28 protein-coding genes, 2 tRNA genes and 1 pseudogene are annotated in these 24950 nt (G+C 43.4%); 12 read left to right on the forward strand and 19 right to left on the reverse strand.

Annotation, left to right across the window (positions count from 1 at the left end; all coding sequences use genetic code 11):
• Nucleotides 1–26: 26 nt before the first annotated feature.
• The 3 genes from ribA (at nt 27) to ASULF_RS09925 (ending at nt 2031) form a co-directional block, all read left to right on the forward strand.
• Nucleotides 27–1148: a GTP cyclohydrolase II gene (gene ribA / locus ASULF_RS09915; RefSeq protein WP_015591597.1), complete on the forward strand. Its 1122-nt coding sequence runs from the start codon at nt 27–29 to the stop codon at nt 1146–1148.
• A gap of 96 nt (nt 1149–1244) precedes the next feature.
• Nucleotides 1245–1318 (forward strand) — tRNA-Ala (locus ASULF_RS09920).
• Nucleotides 1319–1446: 128 nt separating this feature from the next.
• Nucleotides 1447–2031: a hypothetical protein gene (locus tag ASULF_RS09925; protein WP_015591598.1), complete on the forward strand. Its 585-nt coding sequence runs from the start codon at nt 1447–1449 to the stop codon at nt 2029–2031.
• Between the two features lie 61 nt (nt 2032–2092).
• Here the strand turns inward: ASULF_RS09925 and ASULF_RS12455 are convergent.
• A pseudogene (locus tag ASULF_RS12455) lies at nt 2093–2190 on the reverse strand (type II toxin-antitoxin system HicA family toxin); the annotation flags it as partial.
• Nucleotides 2187–2429, reverse strand: coding sequence for a hypothetical protein (locus ASULF_RS09930; RefSeq protein ID WP_015591599.1), 243 nt, complete (start codon nt 2427–2429; stop codon nt 2187–2189). The gene ASULF_RS09930 and the pseudogene ASULF_RS12455, both read right to left, overlap by 4 nt.
• 159 nt (nt 2430–2588) lie before the next feature.
• On the opposite strand from ASULF_RS09930, the gene ASULF_RS09935 reads away from it, so the two are divergent.
• Both ASULF_RS09935 and ASULF_RS12460 read left to right on the forward strand, forming a co-directional pair.
• Nucleotides 2589–2774, forward strand: a complete 186-nt coding sequence (locus ASULF_RS09935) for a hypothetical protein (protein ID WP_015591600.1) — start codon at nt 2589–2591, stop codon at nt 2772–2774.
• 83 nt (nt 2775–2857) lie between these two features.
• Entirely contained in the window at nt 2858–3031 is a 174-nt protein-coding gene (locus tag ASULF_RS12460) for a type II toxin-antitoxin system RelE family toxin (RefSeq protein ID WP_394295719.1), read from the forward strand.
• A 907-nt stretch (nt 3032–3938) separates the two neighbouring features.
• Here ASULF_RS12460 and ASULF_RS09945 read toward each other — a convergent pair.
• From ASULF_RS09945 to ASULF_RS09985, 9 genes are read right to left on the reverse strand one after another with little or no spacing between them, the layout of a single operon-like run.
• On the reverse strand, nt 3939–4967 hold the full coding sequence (locus ASULF_RS09945; RefSeq protein WP_015591601.1) for a DUF917 domain-containing protein: 1029 nt from the start codon (nt 4965–4967) through the stop codon (nt 3939–3941).
• Nucleotides 4968–4978: 11 nt separating this feature from the next.
• On the reverse strand, nt 4979–5422 hold the full coding sequence (locus ASULF_RS09950) for an Lrp/AsnC family transcriptional regulator (protein WP_015591602.1): 444 nt from the start codon (nt 5420–5422) through the stop codon (nt 4979–4981).
• Nucleotides 5423–5461: 39 nt separating this feature from the next.
• A complete protein-coding gene (locus tag ASULF_RS09955; protein ID WP_144060542.1) occupies nt 5462–6535 on the reverse strand; it encodes a dipeptide epimerase in 1074 nt (357 codons plus the stop codon).
• Nucleotides 6536–6539: 4 nt separating this feature from the next.
• Entirely contained in the window at nt 6540–6830 is a 291-nt protein-coding gene (locus ASULF_RS09960; protein ID WP_015591604.1) for a DUF6092 family protein, read from the reverse strand.
• 11 nt (nt 6831–6841) lie between these two features.
• Nucleotides 6842–7357 carry a nitroreductase family protein gene (locus ASULF_RS09965; RefSeq protein ID WP_015591605.1) on the reverse strand — a complete coding sequence of 172 codons (516 nt, stop codon included), beginning with the start codon at nt 7355–7357 and terminating at the stop codon, nt 6842–6844.
• Nucleotides 7354–8076 carry an aspartate/glutamate racemase family protein gene (locus tag ASULF_RS09970; protein WP_015591606.1) on the reverse strand — a complete coding sequence of 241 codons (723 nt, stop codon included), beginning with the start codon at nt 8074–8076 and terminating at the stop codon, nt 7354–7356. The genes ASULF_RS09965 and ASULF_RS09970 overlap by 4 nt, the downstream gene beginning before the upstream one ends.
• Nucleotides 8077–8100: 24 nt before the next feature.
• Nucleotides 8101–9429: a cytosine permease gene (locus tag ASULF_RS09975; RefSeq protein ID WP_015591607.1), complete on the reverse strand. Its 1329-nt coding sequence runs from the start codon at nt 9427–9429 to the stop codon at nt 8101–8103.
• 20 nt (nt 9430–9449) lie between these two features.
• Nucleotides 9450–11003: a hydantoinase/oxoprolinase N-terminal domain-containing protein gene (locus ASULF_RS09980; RefSeq protein WP_015591608.1), complete on the reverse strand. Its 1554-nt coding sequence runs from the start codon at nt 11001–11003 to the stop codon at nt 9450–9452.
• Nucleotides 11000–12088: a DUF917 domain-containing protein gene (locus tag ASULF_RS09985; protein ID WP_015591609.1), complete on the reverse strand. Its 1089-nt coding sequence runs from the start codon at nt 12086–12088 to the stop codon at nt 11000–11002. Before ASULF_RS09985 ends, ASULF_RS09980 begins: the two co-directional genes overlap by 4 nt.
• Before the next feature lie 401 nt (nt 12089–12489).
• Between ASULF_RS09985 and ASULF_RS09990 the strand changes: the two genes are divergently transcribed.
• Nucleotides 12490–12564 (forward strand) — tRNA-Ile (locus ASULF_RS09990).
• Between the two features lie 503 nt (nt 12565–13067).
• Here ASULF_RS09990 and ASULF_RS09995 read toward each other — a convergent pair.
• From ASULF_RS09995 to ASULF_RS10020, 6 genes are all read right to left on the reverse strand, one after another.
• Nucleotides 13068–13340, reverse strand: a complete 273-nt coding sequence (locus tag ASULF_RS09995) for a hypothetical protein (RefSeq protein WP_015591611.1) — start codon at nt 13338–13340, stop codon at nt 13068–13070.
• 136 nt (nt 13341–13476) lie between these two features.
• Nucleotides 13477–14466 (reverse strand): outer membrane lipoprotein-sorting protein, encoded by a 990-nt coding sequence (locus tag ASULF_RS10000; protein WP_015591612.1) that lies wholly within the window; start codon nt 14464–14466, stop codon nt 13477–13479.
• 39 nt (nt 14467–14505) lie between these two features.
• A complete protein-coding gene (locus ASULF_RS10005) occupies nt 14506–15309 on the reverse strand; it encodes a helix-turn-helix transcriptional regulator (protein ID WP_015591613.1) in 804 nt (267 codons plus the stop codon).
• A 176-nt stretch (nt 15310–15485) separates the two neighbouring features.
• The gene (locus ASULF_RS11790; RefSeq protein WP_144060543.1) at nt 15486–15878 is read right to left on the reverse strand and encodes a hypothetical protein; all 393 of its coding nucleotides are present in this window, start codon (nt 15876–15878) and stop codon (nt 15486–15488) included.
• Nucleotides 15826–16566, reverse strand: coding sequence for a COG1470 family protein (locus ASULF_RS10015; RefSeq protein ID WP_048098223.1), 741 nt, complete (start codon nt 16564–16566; stop codon nt 15826–15828). The genes ASULF_RS11790 and ASULF_RS10015 overlap by 53 nt, the downstream gene beginning before the upstream one ends.
• Nucleotides 16567–16577: 11 nt before the next feature.
• Nucleotides 16578–17444, reverse strand: coding sequence for a hypothetical protein (locus ASULF_RS10020; protein WP_015591614.1), 867 nt, complete (start codon nt 17442–17444; stop codon nt 16578–16580).
• A 514-nt stretch (nt 17445–17958) separates the two neighbouring features.
• Between ASULF_RS10020 and ASULF_RS10025 the strand changes: the two genes are divergently transcribed.
• The 6 genes from ASULF_RS10025 to ASULF_RS10050 all read left to right on the forward strand — a co-directional run bounded on the left by ASULF_RS10025 (nt 17959) and on the right by ASULF_RS10050 (nt 23149).
• Nucleotides 17959–19011 (forward strand): glycosyltransferase, encoded by a 1053-nt coding sequence (locus ASULF_RS10025; RefSeq protein WP_015591615.1) that lies wholly within the window; start codon nt 17959–17961, stop codon nt 19009–19011.
• Between the two features lie 144 nt (nt 19012–19155).
• Nucleotides 19156–19803, forward strand: coding sequence for a 50S ribosomal protein L1 (locus tag ASULF_RS10030; protein ID WP_015591616.1), 648 nt, complete (start codon nt 19156–19158; stop codon nt 19801–19803).
• Nucleotides 19803–20816 carry a 50S ribosomal protein L10 gene (locus ASULF_RS10035; protein ID WP_015591617.1) on the forward strand — a complete coding sequence of 338 codons (1014 nt, stop codon included), beginning with the start codon at nt 19803–19805 and terminating at the stop codon, nt 20814–20816. The genes ASULF_RS10030 and ASULF_RS10035 overlap by 1 nt, the downstream gene beginning before the upstream one ends.
• A gap of 18 nt (nt 20817–20834) precedes the next feature.
• Nucleotides 20835–21152: a 50S ribosomal protein P1 gene (gene rpl12p / locus ASULF_RS10040; RefSeq protein ID WP_015591618.1), complete on the forward strand. Its 318-nt coding sequence runs from the start codon at nt 20835–20837 to the stop codon at nt 21150–21152.
• Between the two features lie 166 nt (nt 21153–21318).
• Nucleotides 21319–22866, forward strand: a complete 1548-nt coding sequence (locus ASULF_RS10045; RefSeq protein WP_015591619.1) for an acetyl-CoA carboxylase biotin carboxylase subunit — start codon at nt 21319–21321, stop codon at nt 22864–22866.
• Between the two features lies 1 nt (nt 22867).
• The gene (locus tag ASULF_RS10050; RefSeq protein WP_015591620.1) at nt 22868–23149 is read left to right on the forward strand and encodes a winged helix-turn-helix domain-containing protein; all 282 of its coding nucleotides are present in this window, start codon (nt 22868–22870) and stop codon (nt 23147–23149) included.
• Between the two features lie 12 nt (nt 23150–23161).
• Here the strand turns inward: ASULF_RS10050 and ASULF_RS10055 are convergent, their stop codons facing one another.
• Nucleotides 23162–24163: a sugar phosphate nucleotidyltransferase gene (locus ASULF_RS10055; protein WP_048098225.1), complete on the reverse strand. Its 1002-nt coding sequence runs from the start codon at nt 24161–24163 to the stop codon at nt 23162–23164.
• Nucleotides 24164–24241: 78 nt separating this feature from the next.
• The gene (locus ASULF_RS10060) at nt 24242–24940 is read right to left on the reverse strand and encodes an ATP/GTP-binding protein (protein ID WP_015591622.1); all 699 of its coding nucleotides are present in this window, start codon (nt 24938–24940) and stop codon (nt 24242–24244) included.
• Nucleotides 24941–24950: the final 10 nt, after the last annotated feature.

Here is a 24950-nt window from a genome sequence, read left to right on the forward strand (position 1 = left end):
AAATACATTCACGCTCCAGTATTTCCATGCAACCAAAACCCTGTGTTGTTGTTGACAAGAACAAAGCTGTTGTTTCTCATCCCGCTGAAATAGTTACATCGAAAGAGATCGCTTTCATGATGAAGAATTGTGACGAGCTGAGGGTTGCCCTCCCATGGGAGACCATATCCCAGCTTGGTTTAAACAAATTCAAGTTTTTTGGAGAGAATTCAATTCCTATCGATTTCAAAACGAATGGTAGCTCGGCAGAAGAAAAAGCTGAGTTCATAAGGAACCTCGTTAAAAATAAAGTATCCAGAGAAGAGATAATCTATCCCGGAAGAATCTTCATAGAGGTTGCGAAGAAAGAGGGTGTCCTCGATAAACCCGCTTTTGCTGAAGCCTGCCTAGATATCGCAAGAATGGATGGATACATTCCGGCAAGTGTTTTTTCATATCTGATGACCCCAGACGGAAAGCTTGCAAATGAGAAATACGCCAGAAAGTTTGCCGAAGAGCATGGTCTGCGATTATTCAGCATACAGGAGCTGATATTCACAAGACTCAAAAATGAGAAGCTTGTTGAGAGAGTGGTCACCGCAACGCTCCCAACGAAATTCTATGGCACATTCAAAGCAGTCGGATACAAAACACCCATAGGCGAGATTGTTGCATTGGTTAAGGGAAATGTTACTGAAGGAGAAGTTATGGTAAGAATCCACTCAGAATGTCTCACCGGAGATGTTTTTCACTCTCTGAGATGTGATTGTGGTGACCAGTTAGAGAATGCACTTAAACGAATCGACAGCGCTGGCAAGGGTGTTTTAATCTACATGAGAGGACATGAAGGCAGGGGAATCGGACTGATCAACAAGCTGATGGCATACAAACTGCAGGAGGAGGGCAAAGATACTGTTGAGGCGAATCTGGAGCTTGGATTCCCTCCTGACATGAGAAGCTATGGCATATCGGCTCAGATTTTAATGGATCTGGGCGTCAAAAAGATACTGCTGATGACGAACAACCCGCTGAAAATCGAGGAACTCAGAAAATACGGTTTTGAAGTGAAGAGAATGGAAATAGAAGTTGAGCCATGCAGGGAGAATCTTGACTATCTAAAGGCCAAGAAAGAGAAGATGGGTCACATGATTTGCAGAGTTAACATATGATTCAGGTTTAGACATCTGGAGTTAAAAGCACACACCTACGACTAGTACCACCCATACCGTAAAGTTCATAAACATACCGACAGAATGTAGAATCGCGGGCCGGTAGCTCAGACTGGAAGAGCGCTCGCTTGGCATGCGAGAGGCCTGGGGTTCAAATCCCCACCGGTCCATAAAAAAGTCCTAGCTAAAGGGTGCTTGACATAAGACAGGAACTCTAGAAACTTTCGCTCAACAAAATCAGACAGGTTCGGGGCTAAATGGAACTTGGGTTTGGTTAAATACGTTACGGGGTGGGTAAATGCCAACTCTTTATTTTTTCGCATATTTCTTTCCGTTTTTCATTATGATAATTTTAGTTGTATTTTTGTTAATAAAAAAGCCAGATTACATTCTCAGCAGGAGAATAACCATCGTGTTATTTTTTGTTGGTCTGTTTTTAGCTCCAGTGGTGACGGGACATCTTTTTTACCCAGCTAACCCTTATTTAGGAGTCGGTAGCTACCTGAACTATTTAATCGTATATCTCATAATCCCTTCCCTTATAGCCACAGCAATTTTGACCAAAGAAAATTCAGTCAGAAGAAATGCTTCTACATTTTTTATTATCCTTCTCGTTTTTGAAAGTTTTTCTTTACTCTACAAACTTCCTTTTGGACATCATCTGCCCAAAAACCCAGCGATAAAACTTGAAATAGCTCGAGATACAATGGTTCTCGGAGATTTACTACACTATTCAATCGCAGTTGCAGTTCCCGCTCTGTTCTGTTACCCTTACACAAAAACCAGAAGTGCTTTTTTGAGGATTTTACTCATTCTCGCCATACCAGTCTCACTTACGCTTGCATACATCGGAATCATGTATTTGACAGGAGGTGTGATGTGAAATGAATATAACGACTAAGGATTTAGCCAGCTATATCATCATTATGCTGATACATGGGTAATAATCTAATGTGACTGCCGGTTTGTCTTGTAACACATAACCAAATCTTTTCAATAATTTCGCCAACTCTTCTCCGCTAATGTTACGTGGGAGTTTCATACAGTGAGTACCTCTTGCCTGACTATGTGGAGTCTTAGTATGTCCGGCTTTTCATCCTCTTCAAAATTACAGTCAACCGCATCCTTGGTTATCTCTCTCAGCTCATCAAGTGAATCAGCTTGGTAAAATGTGTCATCAAAAAGTGAAATATCGATCTCAGGAGTTTCTTCTGCACTATAAACTCTTTTAATGGATTGGTACCTACCCTCAAGCGAGTGAATCTCTACTACCCATTCCATCAGCTGTTACCATCATATTTACTCTGAAAACAGGCAAAAAATAGAAGGAGTTAAAGAGGGGTTCCCCAGCGAGGGGATAGAAAAAGATACAAAATCCTCCACAACCACCGAACCCTAAATTAAAGAAAGACTTATACTTAGCTCTATCAACATACGACTATGACTGCAACCCTCCAGGAACTCAGCACCAAAGTTGAAAGAATTGAGAAGTTCCTTCAAGCTTTGATTGATGTCAACCTTGACCTGATTGAAGAAGTGGAACCTGAAGATTGGGAGATTCAGACTGTTAAAGAGAGAAAAGATAACGAGTTTTTAGACTGGAAGTCGGTCGAGAATGAATTATGAAAATCAGATTTTGATTTCCAAAAAGGCATTTAAGGAACTTAAAAGCATTCCTGAAATGGAAAGAAAGCTTATCGAGGAATAGAATATCCAAACTTGCTTTTTTCCCTCTTGTGCGTCTTAATGTTAAAAAGCTAAAAGGTCACCAGAATGTTTACAGGCTCAGAGTTGGAGATTACAGGGTGATATTTGAATATCTAAAGGGGAAGCGAGTTGTAAAAATCCTGAAGGTTGGTAAACGGGAGAGTGTTTATGACTGAATCTCCTTTAGAGGTTTTTCAAGGATTTCCTTTTCTGGAACCAGATTAACCTCCTTCCACTTCACCATGTATTGCTGGTATCTCAACGGGAGTTTTATCATACAAGGACATCCAGGCTTCCTGTGTTGTGTGCCACGATGTAGTCCCTCAGTCTTAGACGGAACCATTAGAACATTATTACACATCTGCTCGAATAACTTCCTAAAGCGAGAGGGGTTATTTTCCTGCCTATGTGGATTGCTTTAACATTTAATTTGTCTTAGGGTTTTCTGAGGAGATCATATGGGAAAGGATGTTCTGAAGGTGCGACATCTTTGAGTTCTACCGCATATCTCAGCCACTTCTCAAGGACTGGGTGGATGGGAACCCAGTGAGGGAATTTCTAAGGTTGGTATGGTACTTACATTGAGTTTCATAGGCATATTTTGATTTATTTATACCAGTTCTGGAATTCCCCGAGGGTTTTTAGCATTAATGATATTTTTGCTGAATTTCAGGTATTCCCTGATTTGTTTTCCGTCCACTTAAGCCAGTTCTTTGATTTTGCTCTGGAATGCCTGTATTTTATATATTCTTCCACCAAATCCTTTTTTACCTTAAACGACTCTCAGAATGACTCCAATTTTGCGAAGATTGGCATGCGAGAGGTTCAAATCCCCACCAGTCCATTAGAAACTTTTTAACTACAGTGTATTTTATATAAAAACAAGGGATTTACTAATTGTTCTACAAAATCAGACATATTGGATATATTTCCTCCTCATCCTCCAACATTCTCCCCAGTTAAACACCTTCTTATTTTCCAGTCACCCTATGTGTAATCCATGCGACAGAACGAGTTTACCTGTAAGCCTGATTATATCTTGTACCCAAACCTCTCGAAATCAACTCCATCAATGTCAAAAACTCACTCCTCTAGCCCAAACACCTCGGGTCCAACCACCTGCAGACCTTTCTCAGTCTTCCACTTCTCATCAGACGGCATAGTCACAACATACACATTCATCCCACACCTTATCTCTTCAGTGGTAATGGGTCTCAGCGAATCCACATCCATCAGGGTTATTATATCCGGCACGGTTACCCTTTCCACCCCATTCTCAGCCACCAGATACTCATTCTGGAAAATCAGACTTATTTTCTTATCCCCAACAACTTCCACCTGTCCCCCATAGAACCTGTTGAATCTCATCCTCGAGATCCCGGCAACTTTCCCTTCACCCAGCAGTGAACCCCCGGTAATCTCGCAGATTTCCATTATCTTCGACTCATTAGACATATCGGACATCAGAATCTCTCCAATCATGACTGATTTTGTGATCGTGTGTCTTATTGCCGACTTCTTTAGCTCCCTGCCTGTCATTGCATAAAACGAGATCCACGAGTAGCCTCCCATCAATCTCGTTATCCCTCTGGCAAACCACTCACCATACACAGAATCTATCGAATCCACGAAGATCGTATTGCCCTTTTCATCCGATATAGCCATTGGCGTTATGGATATACCATGCAGATGGAAGGTTGTCATCTGCAACTCCGGAAATGCTCTCCCCATACCATCGGCATCAACTATCGGAATATCTGAGTTCAGTCCGGCAACTATGGGAGTTAGTGAGTTCAGTCCGGCACCCTCTACTGGGACTATCGCATAGGTTTCCTCCCCAAAATAGTTTTCAAGCATTCTTAAAACAGTTATTGCCTCCTTCCCGTTTGGCAGCTTCTCCTTTAAAATTAAAGGTGAACCCATCAACGCCACAGACAATATGAGTGCATCATCCGGAACCTCTTCTGGATCTATCAGATAAGTTGTTCTTCCTTCTTTGAGAAGCTGCAGTGCCATAAGCTCAGATACGTATGCCTGCCCCCCACCACCACTTCCCAGTACTTCCGCTCCCTTTGCTATTCTTCTAACCAAGTCTTCATCAACACGAATCATCTCTATCAACCTTAAATTTTGATCTTATATTCTTCCTTTTTAGTTTTGACAACTATGGCACTTTTCGTATCTATGACACCATTCATCTCCCTGATTTTCTTTATTACCCTCGTGAACTCCTTTATATCCCCAACAACGAGCTTCACAATAAGGTCGAAGTCACCCGTAACCCAGTAAACCTCAGTTATCTCATCAAAAGAAGATAGCTTATCCAGAATCTCATCCTCATAGTTCGGCATCGTTTTGATCTCAATAAACGCAAGGATGTTCTTGCCAATTTTTTCAGGATCCACTACAACGATTTTTTTCTTGATTATCCCATCCATTTTCATTCTCTGAATTCTTCTGTGAACAGTTGCTACACCAACACTCAGCCTGTTGGCTATCTCGCTCAGAGAGATATTTCCATCTTCCTGTAGGAGTCGGAGAATATCCTTGTCTATCTCGTCCAGCATCTTTTCCCCTGTTAAGTCTGGCTATGAATATTCTTAGCTTTAATGTTTTTCCCCCATATTCAGCTCAGCTATACCCAACCCCGGTTTTTCTGGCAGGGTCATCATACCCTCCACTATCTCCATTCCACCCACAACAGGGTCTTCTTTCAAGAAAAGGTGCGAATCGAGGTCAACATACTTTATATTCTTAAAAGCTAAAGCAAGATGGGCCGCAGCCGTCAGGGAGATCCTTGACTCCAGCATACAGCCAACCATGCATGGTATTCCAGCACTTTCAGCGATATGAACTATCCTAACAGCATCGGATATCCCACCGCATTTCATCAATTTGATGTTTATTCCATCAACAGCATCACATTTAACAACATTCAGAGCATCTCTAGCTGAATGTACACTTTCATCGGCAATTATAGGTATATCGCTCCTTTCCTTTACATATCTCAGACCATCTATATCCCAGTAAGGTACTGGTTGCTCGATGAACTCCACATCGAACTCCCTTACTCTTCTAATGAACCGCACAGCAGTTTTTGGGGTAAAGCCCTGATTTGCATCGATTCTTATCCTGACTTCCAGATCACTTATAGCTTCGATTCTTTTGAAGTCTCTTTCCACATCCCCCTCTACCTTTATCTTCAGTATCCTGTAACCTCTGGATATAGCCTCCAGAGCTTTTTTTCTGACTTCTTCAGGAGTATCTATTCCGATCGTTATATCCGTCTCTATTTTTTCTCTGTAACCACCCAAGAGCTTGTATACAGGCTTGGATTGTTGCTTTCCTATCAGATCGTATAAAGCTATGTCCAGTGCTGCCTTTGCAGCAGGCATCCCTCTGAAAGAGTTGATCTTCTCATACAGAACTTCCAGATTTAGCTCCTCACCGATCAACAAAGGAGAGATGGATTCTATAAATGATAAACACCCCTCCTGATTGTCTCCGGTGATCATGAGGGTTGGCGAGCCTTCGCCAATCCCAAAATGTTCCTCACTGAAAATTTTTACGAGAATGTTACTGGAACTCGTCATCGTGCCTAAAGCTATCCTGAACGGTTCCTTTAACGATAAATCGTATCTTCTCACATCTATTCGCTCTATCTTCATACTCTCTCCCAACTGTTCAGCTCTTTTTAAGCTCTTCTGCAAAATCCTGGATTATCCTGTCCAGAAATTCCTTGAACTTCTCCTCACTCTCCATAACAGAGTACTTGCCTTCATCTATCTTTTTCCGCTCCTCTGCAAGAAAATCATCTGCAATTCCGTGCTTTTCCAGTATCGAAATAATTCTGCTGGCTGTATCAACCAGCCTGAACGGGCCGTACATTTTGGGCTCATCCATCAATCCCCTTGCACTGGTCAGCACATAACATAAAAGTTCAAAAAATTCCTTGTTCAGTTCACCGTCATTCATCAAAACCACCTTTAAAACCAGCCATCTCCACCATACTTCTCGAGAAACACTACACCTTTTCTCCTCTCAGGTGGACTCGGTGATTCATCCGGATATCCAAGAGTAACGAGCAGTTCCGGGACTATATGTTCTGGAAGATCAAGCAGTACCTGAACCGCTTTTTGATTGAACGATCTGACCGGGCATGCTCCCAGGCCAAGATCACATGCCATTAACAGCATGTTCTGAGCTGCCATTGCAACATCAAAAATAGATATGTTCTCTTCAAAGTTCCCTGCAAGCCCCATATCTCTGCAAACAGCTATGATCACCGCTGGTAGATCGAACATTCCTGGTGACATCGCTTTTATCTTCTCGATGTTCTTTTTATTTCTGACAACCACAAACACCCAGGGCTGCATATTGCCAGCAGATGGTGCCCATATTCCTGCCTCAACTATTTTCCTGATCTTATCCTCTTCCACCTCTTGATCCCTGAACTTCCTTATGCTCCTTCTTTTGAGTATGACCTCAAAAAAAGAGGTCATAATTTTCTCTCCTTCTCAGGAGGTTTCATGTAGGTCAACCTGCTCTGTTTCAAACCCAGCCCGATCAGAACCTCCAGAAATCTGATAGATGCGGCTGCTGGATCGATGACCGGTACATCGTATCCCTCCTTGGCTAACATCTCATGCAGATCATCTGCAACGCCCATCATTCCCGTGCACCCCAGAATCAGAACATGAGCCTTGTCCTCTTTAATCGCCTTCAGCATCTCTTCGAACAGGGCATTCTTCAGCGTATCTTTGTCGTGAAGCTCAAGAACAGGAATGTTCACACTTCTGACGGATGCAAGCTTCTCATAAACCCCTAGAACCTTTGCAATGTTCTCTATCATCGGAATAACATTTTCTAGTACAGTTACAACGGAGAACCTCTGTCCTAAGGAGCATGCTAAAAGCATGGATGGTTCTGCCGCGCCAACAACCGGGATATCCACAACTTCTCTTGCAGCCTTAACTGCTGGATCTCCAAAGCAATCAATTATTACTCCATCGAACCCTTTCTTCTCAGCTTCGATTACCTTGTTGAGAATGTCCGGAGCAGCAAGAGCCTCATCAAACTCAGACTCTATCGATGCCGTGCCTTTATCGAGATGGACAACCTCAATTTCCTCAACCTCGCTTGAAGAATGACTCCCGAATTCTTTTTTTACCTCTTCATCAAATATATCGACAATTATCGGAACTATCACCCTTATTCTCATAATTCCACCCCCAAAATAAAAAAATTACATTGGCATAACCTCAGGCCACTTTCCTCTGATGTTCCTGTATATTGCAGTCAGAACGGCCTGAACAACTACTGCCACAATGAAGGCATCAACTGCCGGAACCGTTGTTAGTGTAAATAACCCAAACCCGTTTGGTGGAGGAGTTGTGCAGAAAGCCACTATGGAACCGGCAGCCCAAGCAACGAACATTAAAGGCCTCCATTTTGGTATCCTGTCGAGGTTCTCGTATTTGTACATGTCCCTGTGGAATAGGAAGTAGTCTGTCACATAGACTCCTCCAATTGGTGGTATTGTTGCACTCAGGACCATCAGCCACTGAATGAACCTTCCGTAAATCCCTGATAGGGCTATTATTATGCCAAGAACTCCCGCAACCAGCGTTAGTTTCCACTTGGGCCAAGTTCTGAATATAACTGATAGATTGAGGGCTGCAGAATACAGGTTGTTGTCGTTTGTTGTCCACTGTGCCAAGATCAAAACGACTATTGCAATCAATCCCCATCCGAGGCCAATCATTATCTTTACAGCATCCCATTCACCAACAGCATGTGCAAGGATGGATCCAAGGTACACCATCAGGCTGAAGCCTATCAGAAAGCCCAGTATCGCCGCTCCAACAGCGTGCTTCCTGTCCTTTGCGTATCTCGTAATGTCCGGCCCTATAACCGCTCCAACCATGAACGATCCGGCTATTATCGATGCTGCTACACCGAAGGGCAACGGATCTCCTGGTGGTGGTTCAACAATCAGCTGGCCCCATGGATGCTGGTTCAGTATCTGGATGAGCGATGCGAAGAGTATGATTACCATCAATGGAACTGCAACCTTACTCAGCGTTGCAATTCCTCTGTAGCCATAGATAGCTGTTGCAAGCATGAGAATTCCACCAATCACAATCAGCAGTTGTGTGCTAACCGGCACTCCGGCTATCAAATCTATTCCCTTCGCAGCAGTCTCTCCGAATAGGCCAAGCTGAACGGCAAACCAGCCATAACAACCCATTGCCAGCACTGCAGCGGTCACATAAACACCAATATCTCCAAAGGCAAACCTTCCAATCATCGCTGTTGATAACCCAGTGTCTGCTCCAACTATTGAACACAAAGAATTCACGATCGTCAAAACGAGACTACCCAAAACAATCGCCGCAGCTGCTGACTTCAAATCGAGACCAAAACCAACAACACCACCGAGCATCAAAGCTGCCAGACACATTCCAATACCTATCCAGACCAAACCCATCTCAAGCCAGTTCTTTCTAAGTTCCATTGGCACAGGTTCTCTTTCATAGTCCTTGAACATCTCAACTTCTCCACCCTCTCCCAAACATAACACCTCCAAAAAAATTAAATTTTCAGGTAGCCTGCAGCCTTCACCCTGATTCTGATCGCATTTCCAGGGAGATATGCTAAAGGAACTTCATCTATGTCAACAATTTCAACAGTGTTCGGATCTGCTCCAGCCTTGATTGCTTCCTTCACAGCTATTTCCTTGGCTTCCTTCAAAACATCCTCTCTGCTTCTCTCCTCCAGCGAGAAGACCTTATCAATCTCACCACTAACCTGAGCTATTGCCGCACCAATGGCATTCGCAACCTCGAAGTGCGGTGGCTTGATTACCTCCGATGCTCCTCTCAGCTCATCCGGGATGATTATGCTCCCTCCACCAACAAGTATAACGGGAACAGGCTCAGGACTAGTTTTCATCCTGTCTATTGCCTCCTCAACCATCGTCTTTATTTTCCCAGCAGCTTTTTCAACAAGCGTTTTATCCAGATTCTCAACCTTCGATGGATCTCCAAGCTTTATTCTCCCCAGACTGACAGCTATGTCGGTTGTTGTGAGAGTATTTCCTCCAAAAACCAGAGCCTCTTTTTCAAGCCTGTATCCAACACTTCTGGGGCCTACCTTAACATCTCCGTTTACTTCCTCGACGATGCTTCCTCCTCCAAGTCCGATGGAGATCAGATCTGGCATCCTGAAGTTCGTTCTCACACCGCCGATCTCAACTGCAACAGAACTCTCTCGTGGAAATCCATTAACCAGGACCCCAATGTCTGTTGTTGTGCCCCCAACATCTACTACTACAGCATTTTTGAGCCCTGAAAGGAATGTTCCACCTCTAAGGCTGTTTGCCGGTCCCGATGCAATTGTTAACACAGGATATTTCAGCGCGTATTCTGCGGACATCAGCGTACCATCGTTCTGAGTTATGTAGAGCTGAGCATCTATTCCCTTCTTCTTCAGTGCATTCTCAAAGGACTTCACAGCAATTTCGGCAACCTTCACGACTGCAGCATTCAAAATCGCGGCATTCTCCCTCTCCAGCAGGCTTATACTCCCGATTTCGTGAGATAGAGATATGGGTACATCGCCCATTATTTCCCGCACGATCTCGGCAACTCTAAGCTCGTGCTCATTGTTTACAGGAGAGAAAACTGCCGAGATCGCTACTGACTCAACACCTTTTTCCTTTAAATCTTTTACAGCCCTCTTAACCTCCTCTTCATCCAGTGGAGCCAGCTCTCTGCCATCGTACTCATGTCCGCCGTGAACTATGTGCGTGTAACCACCAATAGCCTCCACCAGATCTTCGGGCCAGGAGATAAGGGGCTTTATCGACAGCGTGGCGGGCCTCCCTATACGGATGATACCAACCCTCGCCAGATTTTTTCTTTCAACGATGGCATTCGTGCAGTGGGTTGTTCCAAGCATTGCATATTTTATCTCACTTGGATCAACGGATGAGTCCTTCAAAACACCATCTAAAGCGTTTAGAATGCCCGTTGTTACATCCTCAGTGGTTGCCACCTTGATTTTGGCCACGGGCTGATCGTTTTTATCCAGTATGACTGCATCGGTATTCGTTCCACCAACATCAATACCAAGGCGGTATGTCATTGCATTCCCCCCATAATCTCCTCAATGGGTTTATATTCAACATCATAGCCGAAGTATTTGGGTCCAGCCACTTCAAGACCCTTCTCAGTCCTCCACATCTCGCTGCATGGTATGCCTATGACAAAGCATCTGTAGCCGTATTTTACAGCCTCAGTTGTTATGGGCATGGCTGTCTCTAAATCGAGAAGGGTTATCAGATCAGGAACGCTTGCAATCACCTCTCCATCCTTGATTGCAACGAGGTTCTCGTTCTGGAAGTGCACCAGCAGGTTCTGACCCTTGTACTCATCTATGCCTTCAATCTTTATCTCCCCTCTGGCAAATCCACCTGTGGTTCTCCTTACAACATCTACTATTTTGCCTTTAAACAGCTCAAACCCATTGGATACATCCAGAACAGCATCTATCGGGTTGCCTTTGCTTTCCTTAGTTTCCCTAACTGCCGCACCCAACTTCTCTGCCAATCCCATCGTGCCGGGTATTGCTGCCTTCTTTAACTCCTTTCCAGTCATTGGATACAATGCGATCCATGCTGTGCCACCGAATCTTATCGTTATATCCCTCGCAATCCACTCCGCCCAGTAGTTATCGCAGGTTTTTAGCAGCACCGTGTTATCTCTCTCATCTGCCAAAGCCATTGGTGTTACGGTAACGCCGTTTATGTGGAAGGTTGTCATCTGCAACTCCGGAAATGCTCTCCCCATACCATCGGCATCGACTATCGGTATCCCCATCTTCGCTCCCACTGCCAGAGGGAAGGTGGAGTTCAGGCCTCCAGCCTCAATCGGCATGGTTGCATAAACCTCTCTCCCGAGGTACTCGCTGAGCGTTTTGAAGGCGTTTATTATCTCGGTTCCCTTTGGAATTTTTTCCACGATAACCGTGGGTGATCCCATCCCGGCAGATGGAATTACCAGAGCATCATCAGGAACCTCCTTAACATCCACAACGTTTATCTCGTATCCCTCATCCAGAGCCTGTATTGCTGTTAGCTTCCCAAGATAGGGATCTCCACCACCACCAGTTCCGAGAATTGCTGCACCAACAGCCAGATTTTCAATGTCCTCTTTATCCAAACTCCTCACAATATACCCTCCCATTCAGTTCTTGATGACTTGATATTCTGTGTCACTGATACAGTATGTCATGAAAAAATTTTTCACAATATTTAACTTTTACGGGATACTTTTCATAGATTAGGAGTGCAATTGTAATGCTCTTGACTGCTAACTCAAAATAGAGATCTGGCTTAGTCTTTAGACAAAATAGGACTAGAATTATATGTTAATGGTCTGTCTAAACAAATTAGAATTGGTATTAAGCCTGAATTGGATGAAAATATTTTTCAGCAATATTGGTAAACGAAAAGTTACACCTCCCTCGTGCTAATGCCTCAACACATCTAAACACACAAGCTTCAATGCCAGCCTTTATATATACCACAAACTTAATAAACACAATTCAGTGAGGTAGGTTAGATGCATATGGGCCCGTGGCTCAGCTTGGTTAGAGCGCTCGCCTGATAAGCGAGAGGTCCGGGGTTCAAACCCCCGCGGGCCCATACCAATTTTGGTTTGGGTCTTTAATCAGGTGTTCTGGCTGTTATCTCCTCCCAAACTTTCTGAATATGGCCCATCAATCAACTAATGCTACAATTATTATTGCTCCACCCATTAAGGCTGCATAACTCTTCTCTTTTACAATTACTCTAATTACTCTAAATTCATCATTGTTCATTTACTTGGTCGCTTTTAATATTTACTCTCAGCTTGTACTCACTCGGTAAAGCTGTTGTAATCTCAGGGAATGATCTGCACAAACGATATATGTGATTGGGACTCGACATACTTAATATAAAAATCCAGAGAGAAGAATGTATCATAAATGTGAAATTCTGTTATCTACCTAGTACAAGATACGGAAATGAGTTAAAGAAATTGTCAAATCAAAAGGAAAGAATATTTAATACAATAGAGCTAAGCTGGCATACGAACAAACCATGTCCCACACCAAATAAAAGGCATACGGCACCAAAGGCAAGTAATTTTGGAATCCGGCTCACTGCTATTTCTTTCTGTACTTAAGAAAATATCCGATAACGAAGCCTATCAACGCATAAAAGATAGGTATTGAAGCAGAATGGATTAAAGGAAAGTACGTCAATGGGATGTGAAAACCGATCGCTTCTCCAGTCTGAAAGATATAGGTGAACAGTTGACCAAGTGTCAGGAGTGCAGGATAACTCAGCAACACGAATATGTAGTTGTAACCGTATAGGAGTCCTACCTGAATGCAAATTCCAGCTACACAACCTAATATTGTTGCAGCTTTCTTCATGATAGCCTACCTCATTTTATACGGATTAACGCTCTCTACGAAGTCCAGACTTTAACTTTATTACCATCATTATTGCTCTTCATTTCACCTCACACCACAACAGATAAAAAGTGGAAATGTGGTAGTCTTACACTGCTCATCCCATAGACTCTGCAATCTTGATTAATTCTTCCTTGCTAATCATTCCAGTCATCGTTACAACCACATCGCCCTTCTTGAACATGAGCATGCTGCTGCCGTAGATTTCGGCGTATAACCCTTCGCTATCTTCAACCTTTACATTCTCAGCATTCTGCATTTTAGGTAATTCTTCCCCTTTGGCTTCGGTTATCATCAGCATCTTGTCTTTCTTAGCGTACATGAGGCTAACGGAATTAAACATCAGACTAACTTCCTTCAACTCGTAGCCGGCAGTGTATGCTGGTTTGAGAATCCTGAAGTCCACGTGCTTTTGTGCTTCCTCAACGCTGTTGAACTTCTTAATTCCAAGATCTTCTTCAGTTTTTATTTTCGCTCCCTCCGGTGGCGTGAACTGAAACTCATCATCACTTACGCCAGTGTTGAATTCCACGTTGATGTACTCTACTGTCGACTTTATACCTCCTATGCTATGCTCGATTTTCAGCGGATACCAGTATTCCTTGTCCACCCACATCTTCGCTTCAATGCTTTCGTTATCTTTAGGTGTAAGCTGAACAACATAGCAATCTCTGCCCGATACCTTCTCGCTGCCAAGAATCTTCACGTCATAACGTTTAAGCATGTCCTTGACGAGTTCTCCGTAGTCCGGGTTTACCTGATTGTACTGCCCAACATCCATTACAAAAACTTCGTTTTTCTTCTCATCGTAAATCCACATTTTCTCGCCGTTTGAAACTATCAACGTACCCATCTCTTTGTTGTGCATTCTCACCTTGTTTGGTTTTTTGAACACGTATTCGTATTCCATTACCATTTTTCCGCTTTTTCCTTCGGCTGTAACTCTAAGAATTCCCTTAAAGTCCTTTACGGCGTTGTACTTCTCTTCAATATTCCTCGCCATTTCTTCGGCACTCATCTGGGTGCAGCCAGCCAGCAGAACTGTGGAAAGCAAAGCTAACAGTACCAGCATCAACTTACCGCGCATGTAAAGCGATTATGTCGAAAATATATAAAATTTGCTTTTTCATATATCCCCATGGGTAGTTCCACACACCCATAGGTGATCCTTAACGACCTTCCTCGATCTGCTGTAAAAGTTGTTAAAGAGCTTAAACCCCCACCGCACTGCTTCATCACTCGTGCATACGAAAATGTGATTTGCATCGTACGCATCGCCCACATAGAGACCCATAGCAAATCCCTTTTCTGCCACTACAAAAGCTACCTTCGCATCGCTACAAACGCGCATCTCCCCAAGCCCGATAAACTTCTGTACGAGTTCCGGGTGTTTAGATACGCACTTCTCAAACACGTTTTCTGTCAGAACGAGCTTTATATCCCTTTCTTCTGCCAGATACGTAAAGAGAGCAGGAAACTCCGGATGATACACAGGCGAAACACCTTTTATCCAGTTCGATGCTTTAAGAATTCTTATCCAGTCCTCAGATAGCTCAAAGGGGTCGCTACTCCGGACCAAATAGCCTCCGTAGAGGTAGTGAATTTCCTTCATCAGTTCTTCTGGGATAGGAGAAGTGTCGTGGGTTCTGAAGAATTCTCCCGTATCTTTGGCAATAGAGAGAAGCTTCTCGACTTCAACAGCTTTCTCCAAGATGATCCTGCCCAGAGCAGTTAGTCTGTAACCTTCGCCACACCTTTCGACCAGTCCAGCTTCAACAAAGTTTCGTATGTGGGGTTTGACAGTATCTCTTGACACATCTAAAGACCTCGCAAGGCTTGAAATACCAGCGGGGTTTTCCAGCCCTTCAAGGATTTTTAATTTTAGAGGTGTAGTACTCAGACTAATTAGATGCCTGAAACCGATGCTCATTGCGGTCTCTTACACCTTAAAATTTAATAAAGTTACGAGGATTAACTTTTTAAGAGACATTAACACCTTTTACCAGTGCAAAATATGCAGTGCATCCTTGAAAGAGATCAGAGGATAAAAGACGAATAAATTAGCCAACTAATTAGAATGGAATCAGTTTAGTCAGTTTAAGAGTTTTAAGCTCCTTTGCCTTTCCGTCTCCATACCAGCAGCAATATCAGTACCAGTGCTAAGAATGCCAAAATCACGATAAATACAAGAGATAGTCCTACCGGCTCAGATACTGATACCACCAGCTCCTTCTTTGGAGAATATGCATAAACGACGCCGTTGGACAGTATTTCAGCCTGAAATTCGTAGTTTCCATCTTTCCATCCTTCTTTGGGTATGTAGTTGTATTTTGTCTCGGTTTTACCCATAAGCAATACTGATGACTTGTAAATTTCCACGCTATCATCCGTTGTGCCTGTTACATGCAGGACTACTGTTGCGTTTGGTAATTCCCTATATAGGTTCTCAATCACCGCCAGTAATTGAACATACACAATCCTGTACAATCCTGTCGCCATCTTTCACGGGTAGTACATCAAATGCTTCGAAGCGGACAGCCTCTATAGCGAATTCAATTCTCTTGTGCTCATCGGGTTTAAGGGTAAAGCTCTTACTTGCTACCTTCTCATCAAATAAATATGCGATTGCGGTATAATTGCCTGGAGTGACCTTCTTTTCAAGCTTCCTGTAAGCAGATGCGATTTCATAGTCCCCTTTGAAAAGCTTAATCAGTGCAGTATTGGCTACATTGCCTACGGGATCGAGTGCAAAAATCTCAACATAGGCTTTTTCACCAACCACAGTCACATTCGCTTCCTGTGCAGCTGAAACCACAACTTTTACTGGCAGATTACCCTCTGTTTCATATACAATAGCCTCGACCCTCACAGTATAATTACCCGGTATTGCATCTTCATCGGCTTTGAGCTCAATGTAAACTTTCCTGTATTCATTGGGTTTCAGGAAGTATCCAGTGGTGGAAAAATTGACTTTTATGAATTCAGGAGCCACATACGATAGATTGATATACACAGATCTGTTCATTTTGTTAAATACCACTACAGACACATCTTCTCCTTTTATATTTTCACCCTGTGCTATGACATAGTGGTGAGAGTAAAAACTCCCTGAAATCGCAACCTTTAAAGCACTACACGGAAAAATCAGCAAACAGAGCAGTATTAACAGGTACATGATTGTTCTCATTTTATCACCCTCTACAGGTTCATTATCGTAACATAGTATGTCCCCTGGTAAGTTTTTGCTGGAAGTTCTGTACCGACGCTGAGCCAGACATATATTCCGCTGGCCAAACCGCTTTCATCTGTTGCTGAGAGGGACTCTAAACCTTTAACAGTAGTGAATGCCGTCGTTACGAGAGATGCAGTATTTTCGTTGTTCTTGGCATTATTCTCAAGTGCAATTTCTCCGGGTCCTGGGTTTTCGCTGGTGGTGCTCACATTAACAGTATAACCACCACTGCTCCACTGTGCATCGGTTTTTGCCTGAATCTTGTGTTCCACATTACACACTGTCACAACATCTATTTTCCCATCAACAGGTTCCGTTATCGGATTATCACTGCTTCCAAGAGCTACAGCGCCAAAACTAAACGATGTATCCAGAATGCTGATTTCACCATACCAGAGCATTTCGTTGTCAATGTCTTTCAAACTGTCGCTCGCAGAACTGTTGTCTACAACCACCACCTTGATAATCCACTTAGCTACCGTGCTGTCTGACTCTGTCGCAACCTTCCCCGGTATGAAATGCAGATACCAGGTTCCGGTGGTATATGTCGTATCCACGGGGCCTCTGCTTTCACTCGCATCTATCCCCCATGTGCTCCAAATTGGCCCAACAAATGTCCATACGCTGCCCGTCCAGCGATAAGTTGCCTGAGTCTGCGGATTGTCACTACTTGGCTCATCGTCACCGCTGCCATCGGCATCATAGTATATATACACGGTGATATTCTCAATGTCGCTGTAACCATTGTTATCCAAAGCCTCGATCTTTATCGTGTATTCTGTTTGAGGTGTCATCTGGTTGTTAGCATCGGTTAGTTCATCTTCAAGTAGCAAGCTAACACTTACGATCTCGGGGGCTTCATTTATCAGGGTTGAAATTTCCGGTTGTATGAGTAGTTGAAGCAGGGGACATAATTGCTACAGTATATGATTGCTACTAAGATTAGTACTGCTACCACCACCAGTTCCAGATCTGCCATAACCAGAAAATGATTCTACTCATATATTATATTTTTCTTATCTATCTATATCCTCGACCCTATCTATATCCTTAACCAGTTGTTACTTTCTCATTCTCCAATATTGACCGTTATTATCCGTTTATTGCTTTCTCGCTGAGATTCACACAGATTTGTTGAATTAAGAGATAATTTCGGGAAAACATATCCATTTCAGATACGAACTTTGAATAGGATGTAGAAGTAATAATATAATAACGATAGAACCGCCAATAGAACCGCCAAGATATAAACTTAAACGTTGGTTCCAACGGATTTTAACAAAATGATTAATTATTATTATATAATAACGAAAAAAAATTTAATCTCAAAATTGATTTTCTCATCGAATGTTAAGTGTGATCATAACAGCGTACAAAAACGCTGGGTATATCGAAGAGAACATAAAGAAGCTAAACCACAACGCAGAGATAATAATAGCCGCTGACGAGCCAGATAGCGAGATCAAAGAGATCGTTGATAAGTACAACCTCAAACATACCTTCAGCAATAAAAGGAGAGGAAAATGGAGGGCTTTGAACGATGCGTTAAAGCTGGTAGAAGGAGATAAAATTCTGTTCCTCGATTCAGACACAAGAATAGTCGATTTTGATCCTGAGATACTGGATCACTATTCAGTTGTTGAAATTCGCAAGGAGATAAACTCCTCCACTCTAATGGAGAGGCTCGTGAACATAGATTATTTCAACATGTTCTTAACCGCCAAGCTATCATCCAAGCTCGGAACCTGTCTGGGTTTGAATGGCTCGGCATTCCTGATAAGGAAAGATGTCATTGAAAAATTCAGATTCAGAAGAAGGATCGTTGAGGATGCCGATCTTGGAGTTAGAGTTGGTATTGCAGGAGAGAGCTTTTTCGTGGACGGGAGAGCTTTAACCAAAGCTCCGAATAGCCTTAAGAAATGGCTCATACAGCGTGAGAGGTGGGCTTTGGGAGGAGCGGAGATAGTAATGGAGTTCCTCTGGGATTTGATAAAGAAACCAGTTAACATTCTGCCAGTCCTGTTTCTTTTCTATCCTGCAATTATCGGCTTTCTGCTCGACTTAATCCTGCCAGACTATCTCCTGCTCAAAGCCATGTACCTGATTCTGCCACCAATACACCACCTACCAGTAAATATAGTATCTCTAACGCTACTCGCGATTTTCAGCATGCTATCCTTCAGAAATCTGGTTGCCTCACTAACCTCATTCGCCGTATGGGCTCTTGCGATGATACTGCTCTCACTCACAACCAACTACAGAATAGAATTCAGGCTACTACCGATATACTACTTCTTCTACTCACCATTGTGGGCGATGATATGTTTCGTAACATTGTTGAGAGCCATATCATGGAAAGTTTTAGGCTGGGAAATAGAACTCAGAGACTGGGTTGTGTGAGGGATTCGATAACCGTTAATTTAAAATATCCATGAGTTTTTTTGACTTAATACATCGTTTAATTTGAATACGATCTGAATACTGGAGGATAACTGGGTTAAAACCCGTAGGAGGCGTAAAGCCGAAAGCACTACGGTGATGGAAATGCTTGTGGAAAAAGAAGTGGTTAAGAAAGCCGTAGAAGAGGCGATAAAGAAATCCAAGGACAGAAACTTCCTCGAAACGGTGGAAGTTGCAGTAAACCTGAAGAACCTGGACATGAAAAAACCAGAGAACAGAATAGATGCTCTTGTAACACTACCCAACGGCACCGGAAAGGACAGGAAGGTTGGAGTCTTTGCCAAGGGTGATACAGCGCTCAAAGCCAAAGAGGCTGGGGCGGATGTCGTGTTTTCAGCTGAAGATATCGATGAGCTTGCTAAAGACAAGAGAAAGCTTAGAAAAATTGCAAACGAGATGGACTTTTTTATAGCTGAAGCTCCGTTAATGCCAGAAATCGGTAAGAAGCTTGGACCGATTCTTGGGCCAAGAGGTAAGATACCGCAGCCAATTCCGCCCCTTTCAGATCCAAAACCAGTCATAGATAGGCTCAAGAAGTCCGTCAAGATAAGAACAAGAGATAAGATGACATTCCACGCTCCAGTTGGCACGAAGAACATGAGTCCCGATGAGATCTCAGAGAACATCCTCGAAATACTCAAAGTGGTTGAGAACAAATACGAAAATGCTGTAAATAATGTGAAGTCAGTATATGTTAAAACAACGATGGGTCCTGCGGTGAGGGTGATATAATGGCGGCAGTTAGAGGTGCTGTACCCCAGTGGAAGCTCAAGGATGTTGAGGAACTTAAAGAGCTAATGAAGAACTACCAGACCATCGGCATAGTCAGCTTCAGGGGTGTTCCAGCGGGACAGATGCAGAAGATCAGAAGAGAGCTAAGAGATAAGGTAAAGATAAAGGTTGTCAAGAACACATTGATCGAGAAGGCCATCGAGGAAGCGGAAGAGTTCGAGAGCCTTAAGGAATTCCTCGGTGATCAGGTGGCTTTTGTAGCTTCGGACATGAACCCCTTCAAGCTGTTTAAAGAACTCGAAAAGACAAAAGAACCATCCCCTCTAAAACCAAATCAGGTTTCTCCCGTTGATGTTGTTGTTGAGAAGGGGCCAACCTCATTCCCACCCGGACCCGTGCTTGGAGATCTGCAGATGGGTGGGTTACCAGCTGCGATCGAGAAGGGTAAGATAGTCATCAAAGATACCGTAACCGTTGTCAGAGCTGGAGAAGTTGTCAAGCCAGAGGTTGCAAAGGCTCTGTCGCTGCTCGAGATCAAGCCCGTAAAGCTGGGACTTGACACGAGAGTGCTGATGGAGAAGGGAATCGTGTTCACACCAGAGGATCTCGCAATAGATGTCGAAGCCGTCTCTGGCCAGTTCACCGAGGCCTATACAAAAGCCCTGAACCTTGCAGTGAACTCAGCATATGTGATCCCAGAGACTGCGGAGATACTCATAGCAAAGGCATTCATGAATGCCAAGAACCTTGCAGTAAATGCTGGACTGCCAGTTAAGGAAGCAATTCCAGAGATTCTCGGAAAAGCTTACTCAGAAATGATGGCAATTGCATCACTGCTCCCAGAAGAGGCTCTGGATGAGGACTTGCTGGCCAAGGTTAAGTCCGTGGAGGTTCAAAAAGTTGAGACCGTGAGTGTGGAAGAGGAGAAGAAGGAAGAGGAAGAAGAGGTAGAAGAGGAAGAAGAAAGTAAGGAAGAAGAAGCGATTGAAGGTCTTGGTGCTTTATTTGGATAAAAAAAGGAGGTAATGGATATGGAATATGTGTATGCTGCTTTAATTCTGCACTCCGCTGGAAAGGAGATAACCGAAGATGGTATTAAAGCGATACTCGAGGCTGCAGGTGTGGAGGTTAACGAGGCTAGGGTGAAGGCTCTGGTTTCTGCACTCGAGGATGTGAACATAGAGGAGGCAATCGAAAAGGCAAGCTTTGCAGTAGCTCCGGCTCCAGCAGCGGCTCCAGCAGCGGCTCCAGCAGAGGGTGCAGAAGAGGAGAAGAAGGAAGAGGAAGAAGAGGAAGAGGAGAAGAAGGAAGAAGAGGCAATCGAGGGACTTGGAGCACTGTTTGGATAAATCCCTCAAATTTGTTTTTTTGTTTTTTTGAGCTTAGCTTTTCCGTTATTTTATTTTGTATTCATATTATTGATTATTTAGTAACATCAGGCCAGAAAAACTGTTAATGCAGGCAAACAACAAAACTCAGAAATTTTTTTAAATTGCGTTATTGTGCAATGGTGCAATGTTTTCAAAAATTCTTGTGGCGAACAGAGGAGAGGTTGCTGTTAGGGTTATGAGAGCATGTAAGGAAATGGGTATTAAAACTGTTGCTGTTTATTCTGACGCAGATAGAAAAGCCTTTCACCGTGTTTATGCTAATGAGTGTTATTACATTGGTGATTCAGATCCAAAAAAAAGCTATTTGAATATGGATAAGATAATTGATGTTGCCAAAAAGAGCGATAGCGAAGCGATCCATCCGGGATATGGTTTTTTGTCTGAAAACGCTGAGTTTGCGAAGAGGTGTGAAGAGGAGGGCATAGTCTTCATTGGGCCTCCATCCAAGGTCATCTCAGCCATGGGCTCAAAGGTTAATGCAAGAAAGCTGATGAGGAATGCCGGGGTTCCAGTAATTCCGGGAAGTGACGCTATTGAAACTCTGGAGGAAGCTAAAGCTTTTGCTGAAAAAATTGGTTATCCAGTTGCCGTTAAGGCATCCGGCGGTGGAGGAGGCATCGGGATAAATATAGCCAACAACGAGGGGGAGCTTGAGAGGGCATTTAAGAGAAGCAAAAAGCTCGGAGAGTCCTACTTCAAGGATCCATCAGTGTACATCGAGAAGTATCTTCCAAAACCGAGGCACATCGAATTTCAGATCCTTGCAGATGATGAGAATGTTGTCCATTTGGGCGAGAGAGAGTGCAGCATCCAGAGAAGGCATCAAAAGCTGATTGAAGAGGCTCCTTCTCCAGTTTTCGATGAGGAAATGAGAGAGAAGTTTGGAAGGTTGGCTGTGAAGGGAGCAAAGTACATAGGATACAGAAATGCCGGAACAATGGAGTTTCTATATCAGGACGGAGAGTTGTATTTCCTGGAAATGAACACGAGGCTTCAGGTTGAGCATACAGTCACGGAGATGGTAACGGGAATAGATATCGTAAAGGAGCAGATACGAATAGCGAGTGGAATGGGTCTAAGCTTCGACCAGGAGGAGGTTGTCCTGAGAGGGCATGCGATCGAATGCAGGATAAATGCCGAGGATCCTGTGAATTTCCTCCCGAGGAGCGGTGTTATTACACACTACAGATCTCCTGGAGGGACAGGAATAAGGGTTGATAGCGGAGTGCATCAGGGTTATGAGATCCCTCCATACTACGACTCGATGATATCCAAGCTACTGGCATGGGGTAGAACCAGAGAAGGTGCCATAGCAAAAATGAAGAGGGCCCTGTATGAGTATATCATAGATGGAGTTGAAACGAACATTCCGTTCCATATGGTTGTTCTCGATGATCCCGATTTCGTCAGCGGGAATATTCACACGAAATTCGTCGATGAAAAGGACATCCCGAGCAGGGTTAAGGAGGCCATGCCCAGCATAGTGAACCTGAAGAAGAGGCTGGACGAAATATTTAATAAAGAAGAAGAAATTAACGAAAAAATAATAGCAATTGCGATATCCGCCATAAATGCCTACAAGAGGTTGGAGTCCGAGATAGGTTTGGTAGATGTAAACACATCTGAAAGCTGGAAGATTGATGCAAGGATAAAAAACCTCAGGTGGCTCTAGGATGCCAGATGAGAAGCTCGCAAGAGCATTGAGAGCCAAAATTAGAAGGCAGATTCTGTGTGAGATTTCACGAAATGGTAAGATGAGTGTACATCAGATAGCCAAAAAGCTTGGAGTGACAGAGTACACAGCATCAAGACACCTCAAAATCCTGTACGATCTTGGGATAGTGGATTTCGAGATGAGGCCGCCTGAGAAGTACTACTTCATAAGGCTGAAATCATTTAAAAAGCTGCTGGATGTGTATGAGGAAGTAACAAAAGAAATGAAGATGTATGCTTAAATCACTACAACTCTACAATTCACCCCGCTGTATCTTCGCATGTCCTCCTATTATCGAGCCACTCAGCTCAAGATTCCTTATCTCGCACTTCTCATCGATTATGCTCCTCCACAGCTTGGCCTTCCTCAGCACAACATCATCAAATATAACCGACTCACTGACATCTGAGTTTTCGATGTAGCAGTTTTTGCCTATGTAGGCATATGGTCCTATCATTGATCTCCCCCTTATCACGCAACCATCCTCTATAACAACCGGTGGAATTATCTTGACTATCCTGTCAACCTCGATGTAGCCAATATCGTACTCTATGTAGAATTTCAGGGCTTCGATGTACGAATCCGCATTTCCCACATCATACCAGTTCCCGTTTGTGAATGGGTAGCCATATACCTCTGTCTTCTGACACAGATAGGACAGAAAATCTCCAAGGTTGTCTCTCTTTTCACCTGAATCTGTATATTCCACCAGGTAATCCACTGCCTCCCTGTTCAGAATGTATATGCCTATCCCGACGAGAGTTGATGGTGGCTTTTCGGGTTTTTCATAGAACCTCACAATCCTGTCGTTGTCTATCTCGGCCACACCATACCTCTTAGCAAGCTCGACATCTCCAACATCATACAAAGCAGTGATGGCTGATTTTTTTGTTTTGTAGAACTTCAGCATATCCTCTAAATTGAACGAGAAGAGATTATCACCAGCAATAACAAAAAGCTCGTCATCAAGATCCTTTGCTATCTCTCCCAAAGCTCTGACAGCTCCAAGCTTCTCCTCTTCCTTGAGGGTTTCCTCGATTATGAGTCTGGCATCTTTATCTTTCGCCCACTTTTTGAAGTCGTTCTCGAACCTCTTGTTGGTGGACACATATATTGGATATCCGAATTTTCGGATTTTTTCGTATATCAGATCTATTATCGTTTTCTTTCCAAGAGGTAGAAGGGGTTTGGGCTTAGTTTTTGTTATGGGCCACAGTCTTGTTGCATAACCACCAGCCATTATTATGACCTTCATTGTAAGGCCTAAGATTTTGATGTTTAATATAATTTTTCCTCTTTATCTGAGCTTTGGAAGGTTTCTTAAATCTTAAATCTAACTCAGATCCCCACAGGAGCAGTGTATCTCATTTATCATTCCGATAAGCTCATCAAATCCAGTTCCGTTTCTGGCAGATATCACCATCTCTCTGAATCTGAGCGATGTTAGTTCTCTGAATGGCAGTATGCCCTTCAACAACTCCGGCAGAACGCCCTCCTCCTGCTCAATGTATTCAACCACCTCTTCAAACTTCGGCGGGCTTGAGATATCTGCCTTATTGAAAATGGTTATGGTTTCGACCCCAGTCCTCAAAGAAATCACAGCAGACTGGAATATTGCTGAGAGATACTTTTCTGGACTTCTGCACAAGCCTGAATCTATAAGAAATATGGCTGTTGTATCTTTTCCCAGTCTCTCCGAAAAGACTTCGCCAAAATCCGTGAACAAGAAGAGTTCAAGCTGTCCAGGGGTATCGTAGAGGACAATGTCGTCTTTTACGATCAGATGATCGATATAATCTTTGAGCATCTCCATGGACTTCATCAAAGCTCCATTTATTCCAAGGTTGAACCTTTTCATAATGTCTTCAGTCCTCACAAACTTCCTCGAATCTATGCTCGCAGTGTAGCAAGGTGTGGAGGCTGGATCGAGGTTAACCGTTTTTACAGAGTAGCTACCCCTCAAAAACTCGCTGAAATTCTTTACGAGCGTGCTCTTCCCGCTCCCGGCATGACCAAGGATAAGCAGGTTCACAACCAAATTT

This window comes from Archaeoglobus sulfaticallidus PM70-1, from assembly GCF_000385565.1.
GTDB lineage: Archaea > Halobacteriota > Archaeoglobi > Archaeoglobales > Archaeoglobaceae > Archaeoglobus_A > Archaeoglobus_A sulfaticallidus.

Excerpts from the sequence above, each read along its gene's own strand:
- ASULF_RS10050 (WP_015591620.1), top strand. The coding sequence starts at position 22,868 with ATGCCAGATGAGAAGCTCGCAAGAGCATTGAGAGCCAAAATTAGAAGG.
- rpl12p (WP_015591618.1), top strand. The coding sequence starts at position 20,835 with ATGGAATATGTGTATGCTGCTTTAATTCTGCACTCCGCTGGAAAGGAG.
- ASULF_RS09980 (WP_015591608.1), bottom strand. The coding sequence starts at position 11,003 with ATGACATACCGCCTTGGTATTGATGTTGGTGGAACGAATACCGATGCA.
- ASULF_RS10030 (WP_015591616.1), top strand. The coding sequence starts at position 19,156 with ATGCTTGTGGAAAAAGAAGTGGTTAAGAAAGCCGTAGAAGAGGCGATA.
- ASULF_RS11790 (WP_144060543.1), bottom strand. The coding sequence starts at position 15,878 with ATGGCGACAGGATTGTACAGGATTGTGTATGTTCAATTACTGGCGGTG.
- ASULF_RS09925 (WP_015591598.1), top strand. The coding sequence starts at position 1,447 with ATGCCAACTCTTTATTTTTTCGCATATTTCTTTCCGTTTTTCATTATG.
- ASULF_RS09930 (WP_015591599.1), bottom strand. The coding sequence starts at position 2,429 with ATGGAATGGGTAGTAGAGATTCACTCGCTTGAGGGTAGGTACCAATCC.
- ribA (WP_015591597.1), top strand. The coding sequence starts at position 27 with ATGCAACCAAAACCCTGTGTTGTTGTTGACAAGAACAAAGCTGTTGTT.
- ASULF_RS10045 (WP_015591619.1), top strand. The coding sequence starts at position 21,319 with ATGTTTTCAAAAATTCTTGTGGCGAACAGAGGAGAGGTTGCTGTTAGG.
- ASULF_RS09960 (WP_015591604.1), bottom strand. The coding sequence starts at position 6,830 with ATGAATGACGGTGAACTGAACAAGGAATTTTTTGAACTTTTATGTTAT.
- ASULF_RS09945 (WP_015591601.1), bottom strand. The coding sequence starts at position 4,967 with ATGATTCGTGTTGATGAAGACTTGGTTAGAAGAATAGCAAAGGGAGCG.
- ASULF_RS10035 (WP_015591617.1), top strand. The coding sequence starts at position 19,803 with ATGGCGGCAGTTAGAGGTGCTGTACCCCAGTGGAAGCTCAAGGATGTT.
- ASULF_RS09995 (WP_015591611.1), bottom strand. The coding sequence starts at position 13,340 with ATGAAGAAAGCTGCAACAATATTAGGTTGTGTAGCTGGAATTTGCATT.
- ASULF_RS09965 (WP_015591605.1), bottom strand. The coding sequence starts at position 7,357 with ATGACCTCTTTTTTTGAGGTCATACTCAAAAGAAGGAGCATAAGGAAG.
- ASULF_RS10025 (WP_015591615.1), top strand. The coding sequence starts at position 17,959 with ATGTTAAGTGTGATCATAACAGCGTACAAAAACGCTGGGTATATCGAA.
- ASULF_RS09935 (WP_015591600.1), top strand. The coding sequence starts at position 2,589 with ATGACTGCAACCCTCCAGGAACTCAGCACCAAAGTTGAAAGAATTGAG.
- ASULF_RS09970 (WP_015591606.1), bottom strand. The coding sequence starts at position 8,076 with ATGAGAATAAGGGTGATAGTTCCGATAATTGTCGATATATTTGATGAA.
- ASULF_RS10015 (WP_048098223.1), bottom strand. The coding sequence starts at position 16,566 with ATGAGAACAATCATGTACCTGTTAATACTGCTCTGTTTGCTGATTTTT.
- ASULF_RS10005 (WP_015591613.1), bottom strand. The coding sequence starts at position 15,309 with ATGAGCATCGGTTTCAGGCATCTAATTAGTCTGAGTACTACACCTCTA.
- ASULF_RS09950 (WP_015591602.1), bottom strand. The coding sequence starts at position 5,422 with ATGCTGGACGAGATAGACAAGGATATTCTCCGACTCCTACAGGAAGAT.
- ASULF_RS10000 (WP_015591612.1), bottom strand. The coding sequence starts at position 14,466 with ATGCGCGGTAAGTTGATGCTGGTACTGTTAGCTTTGCTTTCCACAGTT.
- ASULF_RS10055 (WP_048098225.1), bottom strand. The coding sequence starts at position 24,163 with ATGAAGGTCATAATAATGGCTGGTGGTTATGCAACAAGACTGTGGCCC.